We start from the raw sequence: 18436 nt of genomic DNA, 5'->3' as shown, positions 1-18436 counted from the left end.
GGGCAACGGAGCGCTATTAAACGGATTTTCTGCCTCTGCGTCAACTTGTTTTTAGAAAAAAATGCAAAAAACTAGTTAAGTGCTGCGAATTTAGGCAAATTAACCGATTAAGTTTTACCAGAGTTAAAATCCTTTTTGAATTTTGTAACTTTTTCGAGGTAACGCCTCGCTTCTGAGTTTGGATGTTTTTTGGTTAGAGCCCAATAAACTTGGTTGGGTTGTAAGGAGTTTAAATCGCGCATTGCGCGTTTTCGGTCTTTGCGATCAAAGGTGTTGAGTACACCTCCAGTACCACCGTTATAAGCTGAGATCATACTGTACTCAAGTGACTTGGGATGTTTGACATCGCGTAGGTAACGATTCTTGAGTATGTAGAAATATGCCACTCCCGTATCTATGTTGTTCTCTGGGTTGAAAAGGTATTCGGGGCTTGGTTGACCAGAACGTTTTTTCACGAGTTTAAACACGTCTTTACCAGCGGTTTTAGGGACAACTTGCATCAAGCCATACGCATTAGCCCAGCTAACAGCATAGGGGTTGAAGCTGCTTTCCGTTTTTATGATGGCGTAGATTAAATCTTCAGGAATATCGTATTTTTTGGATGCACGACGAACAATGTCAGCGTATTTGTAACTTCGAATCTCTACTTGGTCTTCGACCATAGGGATTTCTACGTAATAGGCTTTTTTAAAGTCGACGTTTTTAACCTTCAACTTATGGGCTATCAAATAATCTGCAAAGCGATTGGCTCTCCAGCTCCATTGAATGGGTTTATGGTCCTGGTCGACCACTTGACGATAAAGAAAAGGTTGTCCCTCAAGGGTAATGTCTTTTGAAGAGAACAAGTCGACATTTGCAGGGTCATCAGGAGTCAAAAGTGTCGTCACAATGGCATTTTTAAGATGAGCTTTAGGATCTGTTGGCGAAACCGTTTCGACAATAATAGTACCTTTTGAAAAGTTGACTTCCGTCCGGCTGAGGTAGTTGTCTATGTATTTTACGTAGTTGGCTTTACCTGCGTACTTAAGCTCTTTTTTACCCCATCGTTTTTCGATGTTTCCGGCAAAGCCATTTATCAGTGCGTCTAAAGCGGCGGTATCTTTTTCAAACTGGCCCGGTAACCCTGCCAAGTTTTTGGCAAAACGGTTTGTGGGTTCGTAATCAATTTCGTAAATACTTTCAATAAACTCTCGGCTGCACCCTACTAACGCAAAAGCAACCAGACAACAGATCAACGCTTTCATAGACTCCCCATAGAGAAATGGCACCGAAACGGTGCCATACATTGAATTATTCGCTCGGCGGCGTGTAACCTTCGATATGAACCTCTTTACCTTCAAACAAGAAGTTAACCATTTCTGTTTCCAGTAATTTTCGATGCTCTGGGTCCATCATATTGAGCTTCTTCTCGTTGATAAGCATGGTTTGCTTGTGTTGCCACTCTGCCCAGGCTTGTTTAGAGATATTGTCGAAGATACGTTTACCTAAGTCTCCGGGATAAAGCTGAAAATCCAACCCTTCAGCGTCTTTTTTTAGTCGAGCACAAAAAACAGTGCGGCTCATAATGACTCCTTAATTCGATAAAGTTCGAAGCTCAGAAGGCAGGCTTTCCAGCAATTGCTTGACCGGAGCAGCTAAACCTATAACTTCGGGTTGCGTTAAGTTATACCAAAGACCTTTGTCTGCTTCCATTACCACATTAGGTTGCTTTGACAAATCAACCAAAATTGGAGTGATATCGAGGTGGTAATGGCTAAAAGTATGTCGGAAAGCGATTAGCGTTTCTGACTTTTTAATATCTTTGGTTTTAATGCCCATTGAATCCAGTTTATGGTCGATAGTGGCTTGTTCATTTTGAGGAAAGCAAAACAGTCCCCCCCAAATTCCCGTTTGCGGCCTTTGCTCTAGCCAAACTTCACCTTGGTAATGAAGCATAACAAACCAAGTACTTTTGATTGGCTTCTCTTTCTTTGGCTTTTTGCCGGGATAGTCGAGAGGATTACCATTGGATTTAGATACGCACATGGACTCGACGGGACAAAGCGAACATTTTGGTTTGCTTCTAGTACAGACCATGGCACCCATATCCATCATGGCTTGATTGTATTTATCTACGTTCGTGCTGGGAGTGTGTGTGTCAGCGATTTCCCACAATTGATTTTCAACGGTCTTTTTCCCAGGCCAGCCGTCGATGGCAAAGGCCCGTGCAAGTGTTCTTTTTACATTGCCATCCAAGATAGCGTGAGGTTTTTTATAAACGGAAGAGAGTACTGCCGCGGCTGTTGAGCGTCCAACTCCGGGAAGGGCATTCATCTCTTCTAGAGAAGTGGGAAACTCGCCATTATATTGTGAAGCGACGGTTTTTGCGGCTTTGTGCAAGTTCCTCGCTCTTGCGTAGTATCCTAGGCCGGTCCATAGATGTAGTACCTCTCTTGCTGCGCGTGCGCCAGTTCTAAAACGGTGGGAAATCTCTCCAGAAATCTTTGATAGTATGGAATCACAGTAGTCACTTGGGTTTGCTGCAGCATAATTTCCGATAGCCATACTCGATAGGCGTTCTTATCTTGTTGCCAAGGAAGATCTTTTCTTCCGTAGTTCTCATACCAATCTAAAATGGCGGATGCAAAAGGGGTCACGACTTGCTCAATCTTTGGTTTTCTTTGTTGTAGTGGTTTAAAATTGCACCACAGATATAGGACAAAGTACAACCGATAATTAGTGAGGGTATTTTTCGGTTTGCTCTCGCCTTGGAGCAACAGAAGAATACTTGGGTATATTGTGATTTATTACTTGCACCTGCTGCATTTCTTTGGATAATCACAATCCCTTTAAGTCGAGACCAATTTTTATACAGGCTAACCGAATGAGTGAAGTAACCACCAACGAATACAATGAAGATGGCAAACTGATCCGCAAAGTACGCAGCTTTGTGCGACGTGAGGGACGTCTGACTAAAGGTCAGGAGTCAGCGATGAAAGAGTGCTGGCCGACCATGGGTATCGACTATAAAGAAGAGCTATTAAACTGGCAGCACGTGTTTGGCAATGACAACCCTGTTGTTTTAGAAATCGGTTTTGGTATGGGCGCTTCATTGGTCGAAATGGCTAAGAATGCACCGGAGAAAAACTTTATCGGCATTGAAGTACACAGCCCTGGTGTGGGTGCTTGCTTGGCTTCGGCACGTGAAGAAGGTGTGACTAACCTTCGAGTGATGTGTCACGACGCTGTTGAAGTATTCGCCAATATGATCCCAGATAGCAGCTTGTCTACACTACAACTTTTTTTCCCAGACCCGTGGCACAAGAAACGTCACCACAAACGCCGTATTGTACAGTTAGATTTTGCTGAAATGGTACGCGAGAAACTCAAGGTGGAAGAAGGTATTTTCCATATGGCAACGGATTGGGAAAATTACGCAGAGCACATGATTGAAGTGATGAATCAAGCGCCAAACTTTGCCAACATAGCCGTAGAGGGCGATTTTGTTCCTCGTCCTGATGAACGTCCATTGACAAAGTTTGAAGCCCGCGGCCACCGTTTAGGCCACGGTGTATGGGATATTAAGTTTAAGCGTACCGCTTAAATCATCATTTTAACTTAATGTCCAAAGCCAACAGCGTGCTGTTGGCTTTTTTGACCCTACAACTTCATGCCAAGCGTGTAATTCGCTCTGGATAATAACTATAAGCCTTTGTAAATAGGTGCTATATGAAGCCGACAAAAGCGATCCTGACAGAGATCCTCAACGAGGTTCGCCCTCTAATTGGGCAAGGCCATGTTGCCAACTATATTCCGGCATTAGCAAAGTGCCGGCTGATAAACTTGGCATTGCCGTGTTCACCAACCAAGGAGAGGTGATCCAAGCGGGCGATGCGGATGAAGCCTTTTCTATTCAATCTATTTCTAAGGCGCTAAGCCTAACACTGGCGATGTGCTTTATCGCCCAGACGAGATATGGCAGCGCGTAGGAAAAGAGCCTTCAGGGCAAGCGTTCAATTCTCTTATTCAACTTGAGATGGAGCAGGGCATACCTCGCAACCCATTTATCAATGCAGGGGCGATAGTGGTTGCCGACCTTTTGAATAGTCGGTTGTCTGCTCCTAGGCAAAGGCTGCTTGAGTTTGTACGTCAACTGTCAGGAGATACTCATATCTGCTACGACAAAGTGGTTGCGGCTTCCGAAATGCTCCACAGCGATCGCAATGCGGCGATTGCTTATCTGATGCGATCCTTTGGTAACTTTGAGAATGAAGTGATCCCAGTGCTGAATAACTACTTTCACGCCTGTGCCCTCAAAATGAGCTGTGTAGATTTAGCAAAAACCTTTAGCTACTTATCAAACAAAGGGGTCAGTGTGCAAACAGGTAAAGCGATCATTACGCCAGTGCAAACGAAGCAGCTAAACGCCTTGTTGGCGACGTGTGGCTTATATGATGGTGCTGGCGAGTTTGCCTATCGCGTAGGAATGCCTGGCAAGTCTGGTGTTGGTGGTGGGATTATTGCGGTTGTTCCGGGAGAGATGACTATAGCGGTATGGTCGCCAGAACTCGATGCTTCTGGCAATTCGTTGGCCGGTACTAAGGCGCTAGAGTTGCTCGCAGAGCGAATCGGACGCTCAATCTTCTGACTTTGTTTAGAGGTAAAGGCCCCAGCGAATGTGTGTTGGGGCTTGCTACTACTCTTCGGCCATAAATGCTTCTAAGAGATCATTGAGAAAGAGCTTACCCTTTTGCGTGATCTGCCAATGAGTTTTTGATTGACTCAGATAACCTTTATCAATGGCCCAGTTAATCGTAGGCTCTATTGCGGTGAGTTCTAGCCCCGTGGTATCGATAAAATCCTGCTTTGGACAGGCTTCAATCAGACGGAAACGGTTCATAAAAAACTCAAATGGTCGGTCTTGCAACGCCACTTCTTGTTCGTCTGAAGTATATGGCTTCACCATGTTTTGATAGGCGGCGAGATAGCCGCGAGGGTGTTTGACTTTCGTGGTGCGTATAATACGCCCATCGGCAAAACTAAGCTTGCCATGAGACCCGCATCCTATCCCTAAATAGTCGCCGTAACGCCAGTAGTTTAAATTGTGTTGACACTGATACTCTGGCTTACTGTAGCCTGAAATTTCATATTGAACATATCCCGCCTCGGTCAATTTTTGATGACCTAAATCGAAAATGTCCCACAAGTCATCATCATCCGGAAGCGTAGGTGGCTTGTAATAAAACATGGTATTGGGTTCTATCGTTAACTGATACCACGATAAGTGTGGTGGGTTCAGTGCGATAGCTTGATCCAAATCCGACAGCGCTTGATCAATACTTTGATCCGGCAAGCCATGCATTAGATCGAGGTTAAAGCTGTTTAGCCCAATTTGGTGAGCGAGCTTAGCGGCATTGATGGCTTCGTCTTTGTCATGGATACGACCCAGTTTTTCTAGTTTCTCCGCTTCAAAGCTTTGTACCCCAATTGAAATTCGGGTAACTCCCGCTTTGCGATAGCCGATAAAACGCTCTGTCTCGACAGTGCCTGGATTGGCTTCCATTGTGACTTCAATGTTGTCAGAAAAAGGGATTCTCCTTTCAATACCGGACAATAAATCACTAATGCCTTCGGCGGAAATCAGACTTGGTGTACCCCCACCAATAAAAATGGAGTGAAGCGCGCGCTTGTTCTCATTAAGTCGGTATTTTTCAATATCTGTGTCCAGATCTTCAAGTAGCGCAGCGATGTATTCTCGTTCTGGGATCTCAGCCTTAAGGGCGTGTGAGTTAAAATCACAATAGGGGCACTTCTGTACACACCATGGGATGTGTACATACAAGCTAAGTGCTGGTGGTTTTAACATGATGGTACTCTTATGCTTGATCTGAAAGTGCGTTAAAAAGTTGGGTTAACGCTTTGCCGCGATGTGACAATTGCTTTTTTCGCTCGGGAGAGAGCTCTGCAGAGGCACACTGGTCTTCTGGAACATAAAACACTGGGTCATAGCCGAAACCATTTTCACCGGCGGGCTTGGTCAGAATGCTGCCTTCCCATTGACCGTGACATACAATGGGAGTTGGATCGTCGGCATGGCGCATATAAACCAGTACACAATGGAATCGCGCAGTGCGCTCCTTTAATGGTACGCCTTCCATTTCAGATAGTAATTTATCTAGGTTTTTCTGATCGGTTGCCTCTTCTCCAGCATAACGAGCTGAATATATGCCCGGAGCGCCTTTTAGGTAATCTACTTCCAATCCTGAGTCATCTGCAATGGCAGGCAAACCGGTTTCTTTTGCGGCGTGTCGTGCTTTAATAATGGCGTTTTCAATAAAAGTGGTGCCCGTTTCTGCCACTTCCGACACCTGATATTCGCTTTGCGCGACCACATCAAATCCAAACTCAGCGATCAAACTCGCCATCTCTTTGACTTTGCCTTGGTTACCCGTAGCCAGTACAAGCTTTTTCATGGTGCTCTCTTTATTCTTCAACGTAAAATTTTTGGGTGAAATTAATTTTTCCTTTTCCTTTTAAGCCCGCATCTACATCGATAGTAAACGTCAGTTGCTCTTCATCTGAAATCGGAAATTCGGTGATGTAATAGATGGCACTGCCCTCCATTACTTGTCTGAATGTGAGTTTTCTAGTCTGTCCGAGTAGATTTTTAACGCTGCCTTGAATCACCGCAGAAGTTGCAGCTTTTCCCGGCTGATAGGTATCTAGCACGCTGATATTTAAAACGGCAGAATAACCGTTGCGTTTCAGTTTGTAACTTCGCGCTACTTTAGGAGTAAGAAAGGTTGAATTAAAGGCGGAATAGTGGACTTCCACATCTTTAATCCTTTGATACTGCTCAGCAGACACTGGCAAGGAAAACAGCGCCGTTAGCACTAGAATAAACCAGCAATTTTTCATATCTAATGTCTCATAAAGTTGAAGCCATCATAGGAGGGCTTGATTAAACTAGTAAAATAGCCACTTTCCTTTACTTTAAAGGTTTTGTGATACTGTTTATATTTACATATGTTTGGTTGTGGACACTAATTGTGGTCATTTTGTGGATCTCTTCAATGGGTTGAATCTAACCGCATCTTGCAAGTAATCCGGTGCAAGGTGCGCATAGGTCATTGTTTGCTGAATGGTCGAGTGTCCAAGTATTTTTTGTAAGGCAAGGATATTACCACCATTCATCATAAAATGACTTGCAAAGGTATGCCTTAAAACATGGGAGGCCTGCCCCTTTGGTAATCCAAAATCGCATCGTTTTTGAATTGAGTAAAAGTCATTGTAGCACTCGGAGAATAATCTACCGTTCCCGCCTGTATGAATTTCTATCTCAAGGTCATTGTCTATGGGTACGGTTCTATTTCTGCCGTTTTTAGTATCAACGAAAGTAACGCGACCATTGACCAACTGACTGCCTTTCAATCCCTCTGCCTCTCCCCATCTTGCACCTGTCGCTAGGCATAATTTAGCAACTTTTAAAGCGTCACCAGACAGCGAAGAAAGTAACGTTTCTATCTCTAGGTGAGATAAGAACTGCATTTCTCTTGCTCTAGGTCGTTTTATTTTAAAGCCTTTTGTCGGATGAGTGCCGTTGTACTGTTGCGCCTCTATTAGAACGGTAAATACATTACTTAGGCACATAACCTTTCGGTTAAATGTGGTCATGGCTTTGTTGTTGTCGAGATGATAGGCGCGATACTCAGCTAGCATTTTGTGGGTGATTTGGTGCGCTTTGGGCTTGCCTAGCTCAATATCAATTTGTTTTAGTATCCGGTGGTATGTTGGGGCTGTTTTCTTGCTTTGCCCTTCATATTTCCACCACAAGTCTATTAACTCACTTAACGCCCTACGGTCTGCGGGTTTTTCTAACCAGTCTTTATTATGAGCCGTAGCGAGCACGTGTTTTTCGTACTGACTTGCCTCATATTTTGTATCAAATTTGCGGCGATATCGTTTGCCGTCTCTACCTTGTGGGCGAACGTCAACAAGGTACTTATCACCCTGTTTTTTAATGCTCATAGGTTTTTTACTACCTGTCTAACTCGACCGTTAACCCTGAGGCGGCTTAGTTCTTCTCTTGGAAGCAAAAAGTTATCATGCTCTGGGTTGTCGCTAATAATGTGGTAGCCCTGACTAGGTATGTCATAGCGTAGACGTTTAACTAGCAATTGGTTATCAATAGAAATAGCGTAAACACCATCATAAACTCCTACTTGTTCACGTGCGTCTACCACCAATAAGTCACCATCCATTAATGTAGGTAGCATGGAATCACCACGAGCTTTGATTGCACATGCGTCATCTTTTTTAATCCCTAAACGCTTTAAATCTTCCACCAGTATCAAGTGCTCTCCAACAACTGAATCTTCATCAATAAAACAACCACAACCCGCACTAGCTTCTGCTGAATAAATGGGAATAGTTTCAAAATCCGTGACATTTAAAAAACGTGCGTTTTCAAAAGACACATTGTCCGCACCCGCTAGCCAGTCGATGTTTACATTGTTTGCACGAGAAATTTTTATCAATGCATCCAGAGTCGGGGAAGTGTCACCACTTAAGTATCGCCCCATAACGGTGTGTGATACGCCACATTTGTCTGCGAACTTTCGGCCGGATAGTTCACCTTTAATCTGATTCAACCTATTAGAAAAAGTAATGTCACCTTTCATTTTGAACCTCTATCGGTTTGATAATGGATTATATGTGTGTCAGTATTGGAAAATATCGGATACAAAAGCATTTGAATGCGTTTGAATGTAAAGGAAAGATAGCATGAATACACCAATGCAGCTAGATATGCCCTATTTACCTGTCGAAGAATTCGCGCGCCGATGGGGAATTACACCTCAAGCGGTGCGAAATATGGTGCACGAGGGGAAGTTGCCAGCCAAAAAAAAGAAGCGCGGCGAGAAGAAGGTTTATATCAATATGCTCGCGCTCTGGGAGCACGCTCAAGTGGATGCTGATGAGCAAGCAAAGGATAACTTCTTTAGAACTTTTTAATGGGGGTAATGCATGGAAACGCCAGTTCACTCAATCAACCTAGACGTAAACACTTACGCTGAGGCAAAAGAGCTTTTTGATTACGCCAGCCGAAAAACAAATCAGACAGGTTCGTGCTTTTGGTTACATGTTCGAAATCAAGCGCTAGAAGCAATGAACGTCCTAAAAGGCTTAGAGGTGTAGATATGGACGTTAACTACACGCCATCAAAATCAATCTATGACGGTGCGAACTACATCAAGCCGTCATCTCCTATTCACAAGCCCTGTCCAGACATGGAAGGCATGACAAGCCCAGACCCTAAGAAGCTAGAGCGCTCACGCTTTCTGCTTCAAAAGTTACGTGAAAAGCACGGTATCAAAAAACGCATTAAGTCTCAGTCGAAGCCGATGAGCTATACATGCACGGCGGTCGGGTGTGTGGAGCCTTGGGGTACTGTTAGTAATGGAGAGCCTCAATGAGTCGCAATGCTAAGTACGAAGCAGCCAAGAAAGCAAAAGGGCTAAAAAAGGTCACTTTATGGATCCCACAAGAGAGAGAAAGTGAGTTCCAAATGCTAGCAAAAGCGTGTTGTGAGCATAGACATTTAACCTTTAACACCTTACGTGATGTTACGTCAGGTAAGTACGTATCTTTAGAGAATCTATAGCCCGTCACTGGTGACATGATGAATCACTTATATGAACAACAAGGCGAGCGAAAGCTAACCAATATTTTAAGCCCGCAAGATGTGGGTTACATAACGGCCTTAGCGCAAGACGTTGCGACAACAGAAAAGAATATAGCCGCCATCGAGAGCGGTTTTTTTAGTGCTCCAAATTCTGACTGGTTGCAAAGCGAGCAAAATAAGTTGCGCGCAGCTGAGCAAATCCATTCTCTAAAAACCAAAGAACAAGCTGAGATTTGGCAGTTAGTTCAAGATGGAAAACTCACGTTAATCACGCCTCAATATTTCAAAGAACCTAGGCGCGAAGCGCACGCCGTAGGCGTGGAGAAACTAGGCTTGTCTAAGGGCGGCAAAGTCCGACACGATAAACATAAGCACTTATACCGCTTTATCACCCGCTCACGTCGCCTGAAACCGCGCACAAAGACAGAAAGTGTTTATGTTGAGCCGCAATGCTATGGCGTGGAGCAAGCAGCCCCACAAACCGGATGGGTGCGAGATAGTGAGCGCAAGCGATTGGACTACATCCCACACAAAGGGATGAGCCGCGCTTATTTGTTAAAACGCGATTGGTCAAATCAAGTGAAATTGCAAGTCACTTACCACCCAAGCCCAAGTGAAGCACCGCAAGCGCAAACGGGTGAGCGTTACACACACCAACTATCAAACGCGGCGGTTAAGAAGATATTTGAATCAGGTGCTTATGTGGCAGCGTGTCATGGCGGATTTTCTACGTTTCTCACGCTCACGTTTGATGATTTTCAGCGCGCCAAGCTGTTTGCTACTGATTCCAATGTTCACTTGACGTCAGAGGGGAATGAATTTTCCCCGCTGTCTGATGATATGGCGGCGTATTCTCCGCTACAAATCACCATAGGCAATGAAATTTCGCGCTTTCTGGATGCGGCGAAGCGCATCTATCACCGAGGCTTTGGCTACAAACAAAGTCAGCTTTCAGGGCAAGCCAATATCGAATTTGAGGGTGATGACGTCAAGGTGTCAGGGCATTACAAGCCTGTTCCGCTAATGGGTCGAAAAAGCAAGACTGAGCTAGTGGGACCCGCGCGTGGTAAAGCAGACTTTCATTATATCTGGGTAGCAGAGTGCCCCACCAACGAGCACGGCCAACCAAACCCGCACGTTCACATTTTGCTGAACTGGCAAGTTGCCCCTGAACATTTTCAGGCGTGGGCTAAGCGCATTGAACGATTGTGGGGGCATGGCTTGGCGCACTTAGAGCGCATCAAGCACAAAGACGCGGCGGCGGGTTACTTAATTAAGGCGGTGGGCTATGCCGCTAAAGGCGGCAATGCTGACCAAGGCATGATTAAAGGTAATCGCTACAACATTGCGCGTTGTAGCCGCGCCCCAGATTGGGAGGCGTTAGCGAGTTTTGATGTGCACAACATAACCGGAATCATCAAAGAGTGTGGTTATCGTTTGGAGCAGTGGAAAGCGCCAATAAAGCGCAATATCTCCCGCAAGCAATACAAAAAATCCGAGCTAAAAAAGGCCGTCGACATCAATAAGCACAAGCGCAATATCGGCGCAGTGGTCAAGCTTAACAGGCTGATTAAGTTGTTAGATGAAGAGATTTGGACGGAAAAGGAGCGCCTTAACAGTCGCGGCGTGTTTGCTAGCTCGCTCAATCAGTTCTCAATCAGCTTTGAGGGGGACAACTACGAGCAGAAAGCAAACCAGTTTTTAGAGTGGGCAGCGGGGGCGCGCGGTTGGAGCATGCAAACCGATGACCTTTACATTGATGACATACGCCTAGAGGCCAAAGAGCGCTACAAGCAAGCGTTTAAATCTTGGCAGCTTAGGCAAGCAGAGTGGGCAAATCAGTTGGCGCAAGATATGCCGCCAATGATGCCGGAAGAAATCTACCACGAACTGAGAAATCAGAGCATTAGCGAAGCGCAAGAATATTACCAGTTGCACTAAATAACGCTATCTGCATTAACCAAACACGCCAACGATGGGAATCAGGGGCAACCTTATTAACTAACGTCGAGAGACAGAGGATTTTATTATGAATTTAAAGCAAGTAACGGCGCGCCATAAAGAGCTAGAAACTAACATTCAACAGGCATTTGAAAACTTAAAAGGACAAGGCGGGTTTAATCCCATGTCCATAATGAAAGTGTTTAGCGGTGGTAGCTTTGACCTTGGCGAGCTCGGTTTGCCGAGTGGTCTATTTGAAGACTTAGCCGAGTATCAAGACTTAAGCGCGACATTGCGAAGTGTGGTCGAAAAGGTGGCCGTTAAGATGGAGGAAAAAGCCAATGCTTAAGGTGTCCACCAACAAAGCCATTGCGGGTTATGCGCCTTGTCCTGAATGCGGGACCTTGGCGGTAGTTCACTTTCCCGATGGAGGAAGGCGCGCCAATACGCCTTATCTCTCTTGCGGTGGGTGCAACAAAACCATTCAAGCCAGTACAACCAAAGCGCACATAATAGAGCATTATGTGCCCACGCTGGACGCCTACGCCGAGCGTTACGGCGTGGACGTCAGCGCCGAGAAAGAGCAGATTACAGCAAACAAATGGCCGGAAAATCCCGCTCTGTATGAGGCAAAAATGCACGGCTTGGTTGAAGCAGATAGCCTTGATTCTTTTAGTGGTCAGTTGCTTAGCGAAAGCGATGCACCGCAAGAGTCAGCGGGCAGCGCATCTAACGAGCGGGCGACAGAAGAGGCCAGCGAAGCAAAATCAGTGACCATTGATAACGATACTCAACAGGTCGTCAGCAAAGAAGAGGAAGTCAAAAAGTCAAGGGAGAGCGGCGGCGGGGTGTGGCTCGTTGTGTTGCTTGCTTTGTTGCTGCTTGCCTCGCTCGGCGGCTATTTGCTCATTAGGCATCGCAAGCGTAAAGCGCCCAACCATGACACTCAAGAAGAGGTGAAAGCCAATGACTGAGGCAGTGTTAGAGCAAGATATTAACCTGAGCGGCCTTGATTTTAGCGATGATTTGCTTAGTGACCTTGAAGCGATAGAGCCTAGTCAGCCAACAGAAGAGGAAGTGCCGCCCCAAGAAGAGCCACAACAGGATTTTTCAGGAGCCAAAGGGGAAATGACCGCCGAGTGGATGATTGAAATGATAGAGGCGGGATTTAAAAGCTTCATCAATGACGATTACGCCATACCCGATAAGAAAAAAGCCGTTATTGTGAGTAACTTTACGCCTGTTTTAAACAAGTATGACGGCGGTATTGTGGCTTTACTTGGTGAGTACAAGGAAGAAGGGCAAGCCCTGTTTGCGCTGGCCCTTTTGGCGTTCTCAATGTGGATGTCGGTGCGCGAACTGAGGCGCAAACCCAAGCCAGAGGCGCAAGAAGAGTCAACTGAGCAAGGGGGTGATGATGGCAATAAATAGTAGGGAGCTAGAAGCCAAGCACACGCTTTACTCTGCAACCACGGGCGGCGGTAAAACTACCGCCATCCAAAAGTCTGCGGTGCTTCGCAAGGCTAATCGCATCGCCATTTATGACCCGTACAACGCCCACCACAAACTTGGGCGCAAAAGCGTTATCAAAACCTATTCCTTGAAAGAGTTCGCAATCACCCTACATAAGCTGATGCACCAGAAAAAGCCGTTTGTGGTCTCCCTTTGTAGTGTCTACGGCAAGAAAGAGCTGGAGCTTCTTGCAGAGATTGTCTGGCAACTGGCAGACGGCACTAAGGAATTGCACGTTGTTGTTGAAGAACTTGCCGCCTCGGTGACGCCAAGGGCGATTGATGGCCGTGTGGGTGAGTTGTGGCGCGGTGGTCGTCAGTTTGGTTTAGTCATGCACGCGCTGTTTCAGCGTCCACAAGATGTACCCAAAGTGGTGACCAACCTATCGCGCTTTAAATGGATAGGCAAAGTAGATAATTCTTCAGAGGCAGAGTGGTGGAGCAAGCAAATTGATGTACCCATCCAAGACATTAAAGACTTAAAAGGCTGGCACTACTATTTCAAGGAAACGGGCAAGCCCGCCATTTATGGCAAATTACCGGGTGCAAGGGGTTAAAAAAGTGCGTTAACCAAATCACAAATTAGACGCTAAACAAACCTATAGGTCACAAGCCTATAGGTTTTTTTTTGGTCTTTTTTCACCCGTCCAGCCGTGGTTATCTAAAAAGCGCAGAAGCCAATCATGGCGGGGTATGAATGATTCAAATTGCATTCAATTTATTTGTGAGTAAAGGGTTAGAAAATATGTTTGGTATTACAAAAAAGCAATGGATGTTAGTTGCAGTGGCGGTGGTGATGATGCTCATCGTTATGTATGCGCTTGCAAACGTTGACGCACTTGAAAAGCCGCGCAAAGCGCTCGGTTTAGATACAGGTTTGCTTTAAGCGCACAAGCGTTTAAAGCGTTTCTTTTAACTGGTTTGAGAGCAGAAAATTAATGGCTATTTCAACAGGACAACAGGCGGCGGTAATCGCGGCGGGCAAAGGTGCGTTTAGCGTGCGTCCAATGGACTTGGATCCGTTTCGTTCGGGTTCACCATATGGCAAACACGCAATCTTGGAAATTAAAGAGTTAAACGCTTTTGCATCTATCGAAGTGGTAACCGATTTGCCGATTGAGCGTTTAGGGCGTGTGTCGCTAGAGCGCAACAACAAAGAAATCATTGGTGTGGATGCGGATTTCTTCCATAAACGCGACACCAAAAAAGGCCTACCAGTAGAGGCAAAAGGCGTTAAAGGTGCCACCAAAACGCGTCTAATCATTCCGTTTGCAGACGAGACGCTGCGAACACTGGCGGGCATTCGTCGTGGTGAACTGGTTCACCAAGCGGGTGAGCATTTAATGCTCAAAGTGGGCGTTAACGCAAAAGAAGCGGGCGACCCTGATATCCCAGAGTTTTCTGGAAAGGCGCGCGTAGTGGATTATCAAAATGAACGCTATTTCCAGCAGCGTTACACGCAAACGTCAATTAACCACACACAAACGGGGGAGCAGCGTCACGAGTTCCCGCTAGTGGGGGCAAACGTGCGCCTTCGTTCAATGTTGCTTGAGTGCGAAAACGACGACATTACACGCGTCTCTATTCGCCGCGATAAAGAGCTTATTTGGGAGCAAGATGTGGAAGACATCAAATTTGCTCTAGGGCGTTATGGCGAAATGAACGCGCCCGCTAAAGGTGTATGGATTGACTTTGTAAGTTGCGGTTTCGCCAATGAGCAATCTTTCATTCCGGTAGCAAAGGAAAGCCTAAAGCTAGTCATTGATAAGCGTACGACGGGCACGATTGACGTGTTTAACGACTTTATCGAAGTTGAGCGCCTTCCAGAGTAACTAAGGGGGAATCTATGTCTCAAGAGTCAAACTGGTGGGACGGGTTTACGGACGGCTTAAGCGAGCTAGCAAGTGACCTTGTGGACGGCACAAAGTCTTACTACAGCCATCGAGAAGCAGAGGCCGAAGCAACGCGCGCCGCCAATGAAAACGCGACCGTGTCGCAACAGGTGCGAATTGCCGAGCAAAACCGCCTAGACCGCGAAAGAGAGCGAGAGGCCGGAAAGCAGCAAACGCAAATGTACATGTTTGCGGGGCTAGCGCTCTTAGTGGTCTTAGTGCTGCTGTTTAAGTAAGGGGGAACTATGCCGTTATTACTTCCTTTTTTAATTGGTGGTGTGGGCGGCGCTTGGTGGACAAAGGAAACAGTGGAAGCTGTAACGGGCGGCGAAGAAGGTCGCCCACCTTATCTGCTAATTGTCGTGGTGTTAGTGGGCTTGTTTATCGCTTGGCGTAAAGGGTGGCTGAAATGATACCGAGTATTGGCGGCAGTGTAACGGGTGGCGCAGGTGGCATTTCGGGTGGCAAATCCTCGGCACAAAATGGCGATTTCATGGGTGGCGGCAGTGGTGGTCATGTCACTTTTAACAACAATCAAGGCTCAACGGGCAGTAATTACACAACGTATGCGCTGCTGGCAGTGATGCTTATTTTGGGGGCGTTATGGCTAAAGTAATTCCGCAAAAACTGAGCTGGACAGATGCCTTAGCGGCGAAATTTGAAAAGGCGGGGTTTACCCCCACCATTGTCAACGAACTCACCACATTAGGCGAATTGTGGCGCTTTGGTTCGCTCTACATTGTCATCCGCTCCGAAGGTCGCGAGCTGGTCTGGATGGCAACGTTGGGGACGGGTATTAGAACTCACGTAAACACCATTTTGCAGATTGCCAAGCGCGCCGGAGCCAAAACCATGCGCTTTCATGTGGCAGAAGACGAGCGCGGCATTGTGCGTTATTGGCGTCGATTTCAGCCAAAACCGATTGAGGGTGAAGGCTTTGCCGAGGGGGCGTATCGGGTGGACTTGGGGGTGCTGAATGAGTCGTTCTAGTAGTTCTCAAGCAAGTAGTACCACCACAACCAACATTAATAACGTCTTAGACGGCGGCGCAATCAGAGATAGTTTTGATTTTGCGAGTGGCATTGCCGACGAAGCGTTTGACAGTGTTGACGGCGCTATCGACTTAGCCGAAGGGGTGACACAAGGCGCTATTGATGCCAACTCAGACTTAGCCCGCGCGGCGCTGAACTCAAATGAAAATGTCATTGAAGAGGCGTTTGACCAATACGGAAACGTCACCAGTGATGCGTTCGAAATGAATCAAAATCTGGTCAATGCGGCGCTCGACAAGTTTCAAGCGCAAAACAATCGTTCTTTGGATGCGTTGGCGGGGCTGCAAGGTACACAAGCAAGCAATAACTACAAATTGCTTGATGGTATCCAGAAAACGATTCGCAATGATAATTCGGGCGGCGCGTCCGAGGTATTGGAAAATCAAAAATATCTCTACTTCGCCATGGCCGCAATGCTCATTGTGCTGTTAATTCTATTCAATCAAAAGGTGAGCTAGATGCTAGTTAGTACCCGTCTCCGTCAAAATCAAACACAAGACCTGCAAGCGGTAGGGCGCTACCTAATGCTTAAGCAGGGTGAGCTGGTCGGTATTGTTGTCGATGACAAGGCGATAGAAGCTCCGCGCGGCTACGTGTTTGATATGGAGAGTGATTTTACCAAGTTGCGCGTTACCAACCTATCGAGCGTGGAAGAGATTGAAATTCTTACCTCTGACATTCCGTTTGCTGCGGGTGTTGATGGTTCAAAGCTAGCCATTAGCGCGGACTTGTCGGTTAGTGACTTTTTGGTGGCCTTCAAGGGTCGTCAGCCTGTCTCATTGCCGGACAATCAAAAGGTGGTGGCTGAGCTGGCTAACTTCCCTGCTGTTTTGCCCGTAAAGGTGGAAAACCCTCTGATATTGCCTAGCGTGCAAAAGGTGCATGTGGTGGAAGAGTCAAAACCAAACCTTCGCTATGTACCGCATGAAACCATGACCGCAACAGGGCGCATTACGGGCAACACCAAGCGCAAAGAACTCATTATCAAAGCGGGTGACGACAATCAGGCGTCGATTTGGCTCGGTGGTGTGGCGAATCGCGGCTATGAGCTTCGCCCCGCCGAAGGGTTTATTTTGTCGAACGGGGCAGAGCTTGAGGTGTTGATTCCTAACAACTGCAAGTTGTATGTCAGCGAGGTGACCGCATGAGCGTGATTATCCCGCCACCAATTAAAATTGAGTTTCCAGAGCAAATCGCGCTGAGTGATTCAATTAACGGGAGCCGCAAAGATGTCGCCGCTTCTGAATTGGCCGTCAAGACACTGTTTGAAGAGTTGAGCGTGGGGATTTTACCGCCTTGGTATCCGCGCCCGTGTTCGACTGAAATCCCGCAAAGTGATGAGTTAATCCTCAAAGGACAGGCTATTGACGCTGTTCTTTATCCAAAGCTGGCGGAGATTTACGGCGCGCATTTGCCAGACGCCCGTGGTCGGGGTTTGGTGATGCCGACAGGGGCTGAGCGCGTATTGCAGATGGTGACCGGGCAAATCAAAAGCCATAACCACCCCGTACACGTGCACGCGGCCAACTTAGGACGCAAGCACACCAACACCACGGGCAATCATAACCATAGTTACAACACAGGCACGTCCCTGCATTCCGCATCGGGGAACAACTCCGTGCAGGGTACAGGCACGTTTTACTCGACCAATCGACACACTAATCATAGTGGCAACCATAGCCACTTTATCGATATGGGGGCGCACGCGCACGGCGCGCATTCTGACCTCGTGGGGCAATCGCGCAACACGATAGACGCACTTTTAGTTAATTGGGTGGTGAAGAAATGCTAAACAAAATTCAATCACAAGACGTCACGCTGCACGTTTCCACTATTGGTCCAGATGGTTGGTGGGCAGGGAACAAACAGGAATTTGTATCCGAGGGGACAGCGCTTGGTAAAGAGTACACCGAAACGCTTTACACTCCATCAACCCCAACTAAAACCGCCAAGTTTGACGGCAAAAAATGGGTTGAGCGCGAAGATAACCGACTTAAGCCATTTTACAGCCAAAGCGGACAAGAATTTCTTTTAGAGCAGCCTGATGGCGCTTTTCCTGAGTGGGCGATTTTTGACAAGCCGCCAGAGTTTGATGCGGCTACGCACTATCTGACCCGTATCGATAAGCAATGGCTCGTGATGCCTTTTGACCATGAAGACGAACCCGCGCCAGTCGTTGTGCAGCAAGAAGAGCCAGAGCCTGAGCCGTACATTCCCACGGTACAGGAAAAAGCGCTGATTTATCTAAGAGCTACGGATTTTTATGTCACACGAAAAATTGAAACGGGCAAAGCCATACCCCGCGAAGTGATGGACAACCGCGACAAGGCGCGAGCAGCGCTCGTTACTGAACTGCCAAGCGCAGATTTTACTTAA

The 18436-nt window shown here is 46.7% G+C and carries 26 protein-coding genes and 3 pseudogenes; 21 read left to right on the top strand and 8 right to left on the bottom strand.

The window, feature by feature from the left end; genetic code table 11:
* Positions 1–107: 107 nt before the first annotated feature.
* From mltC to mutY, 3 genes and pseudogenes are all read right to left on the bottom strand, one after another.
* Positions 108–1244 (bottom strand): membrane-bound lytic murein transglycosylase MltC, encoded by a 1137-nt coding sequence (mltC, locus tag BLO31_RS08575; protein ID WP_070964654.1) that lies wholly within the window; start codon positions 1242–1244, stop codon positions 108–110.
* A gap of 46 nt (positions 1245–1290) precedes the next feature.
* Positions 1291–1563, bottom strand: coding sequence for an oxidative damage protection protein (locus BLO31_RS08570; protein WP_070964650.1), 273 nt, complete (start codon positions 1561–1563; stop codon positions 1291–1293).
* A 9-nt stretch (positions 1564–1572) separates the two neighbouring features.
* Positions 1573–2636 (bottom strand): annotated as a pseudogene (gene mutY, locus BLO31_RS08565) (A/G-specific adenine glycosylase).
* A 227-nt stretch (positions 2637–2863) separates the two neighbouring features.
* Here mutY and trmB point away from each other — a divergent pair.
* Together trmB and glsB are read left to right on the top strand one after the other, a co-directional pair.
* On the top strand, positions 2864–3583 hold the full coding sequence (gene trmB / locus BLO31_RS08560; RefSeq protein WP_070964648.1) for a tRNA (guanosine(46)-N7)-methyltransferase TrmB: 720 nt from the start codon (positions 2864–2866) through the stop codon (positions 3581–3583).
* A 125-nt stretch (positions 3584–3708) separates the two neighbouring features.
* Positions 3709–4627 (top strand): annotated as a pseudogene (gene glsB / locus BLO31_RS08555) (glutaminase B).
* A 48-nt stretch (positions 4628–4675) separates the two neighbouring features.
* Here glsB and hemW read toward each other — a convergent pair.
* The 5 genes and pseudogenes from hemW to BLO31_RS08530 all read right to left on the bottom strand — a co-directional run bounded on the left by hemW (position 4676) and on the right by BLO31_RS08530 (position 8660).
* Complete coding sequence (gene hemW, locus BLO31_RS08550) at positions 4676–5845, bottom strand: radical SAM family heme chaperone HemW (protein ID WP_070964646.1); 1170 nt, start codon at positions 5843–5845, stop codon at positions 4676–4678.
* A gap of 10 nt (positions 5846–5855) precedes the next feature.
* On the bottom strand, positions 5856–6452 hold the full coding sequence (locus tag BLO31_RS08545) for an XTP/dITP diphosphatase (RefSeq protein WP_070964643.1): 597 nt from the start codon (positions 6450–6452) through the stop codon (positions 5856–5858).
* Between the two features lie 10 nt (positions 6453–6462).
* Entirely contained in the window at positions 6463–6897 is a 435-nt protein-coding gene (locus BLO31_RS08540; RefSeq protein ID WP_070964640.1) for a DUF4426 domain-containing protein, read from the bottom strand.
* Between the two features lie 125 nt (positions 6898–7022).
* Positions 7023–8007: pseudogene (locus BLO31_RS08535) on the bottom strand (phage integrase).
* On the bottom strand, positions 8004–8660 hold the full coding sequence (locus BLO31_RS08530; RefSeq protein WP_070964635.1) for an XRE family transcriptional regulator: 657 nt from the start codon (positions 8658–8660) through the stop codon (positions 8004–8006). Before BLO31_RS08530 ends, BLO31_RS08535 begins: the two are co-directional and overlap by 4 nt.
* A gap of 103 nt (positions 8661–8763) precedes the next feature.
* Here BLO31_RS08530 and BLO31_RS08525 point away from each other — a divergent pair, with 103 nt between their 5' ends.
* The 19 genes from BLO31_RS08525 to BLO31_RS08445 all read left to right on the top strand — a co-directional run bounded on the left by BLO31_RS08525 (position 8764) and on the right by BLO31_RS08445 (position 18436).
* Complete coding sequence (locus BLO31_RS08525; protein WP_070964631.1) at positions 8764–8994, top strand: helix-turn-helix domain-containing protein; 231 nt, start codon at positions 8764–8766, stop codon at positions 8992–8994.
* Between the two features lie 12 nt (positions 8995–9006).
* On the top strand, positions 9007–9177 hold the full coding sequence (locus tag BLO31_RS23770) for a hypothetical protein (protein ID WP_175443190.1): 171 nt from the start codon (positions 9007–9009) through the stop codon (positions 9175–9177).
* Between the two features lie 2 nt (positions 9178–9179).
* Entirely contained in the window at positions 9180–9455 is a 276-nt protein-coding gene (locus BLO31_RS08520; RefSeq protein WP_070964628.1) for a hypothetical protein, read from the top strand.
* Positions 9452–9643 (top strand): hypothetical protein, encoded by a 192-nt coding sequence (locus BLO31_RS08515; protein ID WP_070964625.1) that lies wholly within the window; start codon positions 9452–9454, stop codon positions 9641–9643. The genes BLO31_RS08520 and BLO31_RS08515 overlap by 4 nt, the downstream gene beginning before the upstream one ends.
* Positions 9644–9661: 18 nt before the next feature.
* Positions 9662–11605 carry a rolling circle replication-associated protein gene (locus BLO31_RS08510; protein WP_070964621.1) on the top strand — a complete coding sequence of 648 codons (1944 nt, stop codon included), beginning with the start codon at positions 9662–9664 and terminating at the stop codon, positions 11603–11605.
* Between the two features lie 88 nt (positions 11606–11693).
* Entirely contained in the window at positions 11694–11954 is a 261-nt protein-coding gene (locus BLO31_RS08505; protein ID WP_070964617.1) for a hypothetical protein, read from the top strand.
* Positions 11947–12579, top strand: coding sequence for a hypothetical protein (locus BLO31_RS08500; protein WP_070964614.1), 633 nt, complete (start codon positions 11947–11949; stop codon positions 12577–12579). Before BLO31_RS08505 ends, BLO31_RS08500 begins: the two co-directional genes overlap by 8 nt.
* Positions 12572–13036, top strand: coding sequence for a hypothetical protein (locus BLO31_RS08495; protein ID WP_070964611.1), 465 nt, complete (start codon positions 12572–12574; stop codon positions 13034–13036). Before BLO31_RS08500 ends, BLO31_RS08495 begins: the two co-directional genes overlap by 8 nt.
* Positions 13020–13673, top strand: a complete 654-nt coding sequence (locus tag BLO31_RS08490; protein WP_175443189.1) for a hypothetical protein — start codon at positions 13020–13022, stop codon at positions 13671–13673. Before BLO31_RS08495 ends, BLO31_RS08490 begins: the two co-directional genes overlap by 17 nt.
* 140 nt (positions 13674–13813) lie before the next feature.
* On the top strand, positions 13814–14002 hold the full coding sequence (locus BLO31_RS08485) for a hypothetical protein (RefSeq protein WP_070964604.1): 189 nt from the start codon (positions 13814–13816) through the stop codon (positions 14000–14002).
* 52 nt (positions 14003–14054) lie between these two features.
* Entirely contained in the window at positions 14055–14948 is an 894-nt protein-coding gene (locus BLO31_RS08480; protein ID WP_070964601.1) for a major capsid protein P2, read from the top strand.
* 14 nt (positions 14949–14962) lie between these two features.
* Complete coding sequence (locus BLO31_RS08475) at positions 14963–15244, top strand: hypothetical protein (protein WP_070964597.1); 282 nt, start codon at positions 14963–14965, stop codon at positions 15242–15244.
* Between the two features lie 9 nt (positions 15245–15253).
* Positions 15254–15421: a hypothetical protein gene (locus tag BLO31_RS23765; protein WP_175443188.1), complete on the top strand. Its 168-nt coding sequence runs from the start codon at positions 15254–15256 to the stop codon at positions 15419–15421.
* Complete coding sequence (locus BLO31_RS08470; RefSeq protein WP_070964593.1) at positions 15418–15624, top strand: hypothetical protein; 207 nt, start codon at positions 15418–15420, stop codon at positions 15622–15624. Before BLO31_RS23765 ends, BLO31_RS08470 begins: the two co-directional genes overlap by 4 nt.
* Complete coding sequence (locus BLO31_RS08465; protein WP_070964589.1) at positions 15612–15998, top strand: hypothetical protein; 387 nt, start codon at positions 15612–15614, stop codon at positions 15996–15998. Before BLO31_RS08470 ends, BLO31_RS08465 begins: the two co-directional genes overlap by 13 nt.
* Positions 15985–16518, top strand: a complete 534-nt coding sequence (locus tag BLO31_RS08460) for a hypothetical protein (RefSeq protein ID WP_070964586.1) — start codon at positions 15985–15987, stop codon at positions 16516–16518. The genes BLO31_RS08465 and BLO31_RS08460 overlap by 14 nt, the downstream gene beginning before the upstream one ends.
* Positions 16519–17208, top strand: coding sequence for a hypothetical protein (locus tag BLO31_RS08455; protein ID WP_070964582.1), 690 nt, complete (start codon positions 16519–16521; stop codon positions 17206–17208).
* On the top strand, positions 17205–17852 hold the full coding sequence (locus tag BLO31_RS08450) for a hypothetical protein (protein ID WP_070964579.1): 648 nt from the start codon (positions 17205–17207) through the stop codon (positions 17850–17852). The genes BLO31_RS08455 and BLO31_RS08450 overlap by 4 nt, the downstream gene beginning before the upstream one ends.
* Complete coding sequence (locus BLO31_RS08445) at positions 17846–18436, top strand: hypothetical protein (RefSeq protein ID WP_070964575.1); 591 nt, start codon at positions 17846–17848, stop codon at positions 18434–18436. Before BLO31_RS08450 ends, BLO31_RS08445 begins: the two co-directional genes overlap by 7 nt.

The organism is Vibrio sonorensis (assembly GCF_001854765.1).
Lineage (GTDB): Bacteria > Pseudomonadota > Gammaproteobacteria > Enterobacterales > Vibrionaceae > Vibrio > Vibrio sonorensis.
Note: the sequence above shows the minus strand (reverse complement) of the source record. Positions and strands in the feature narration are given on the sequence as shown.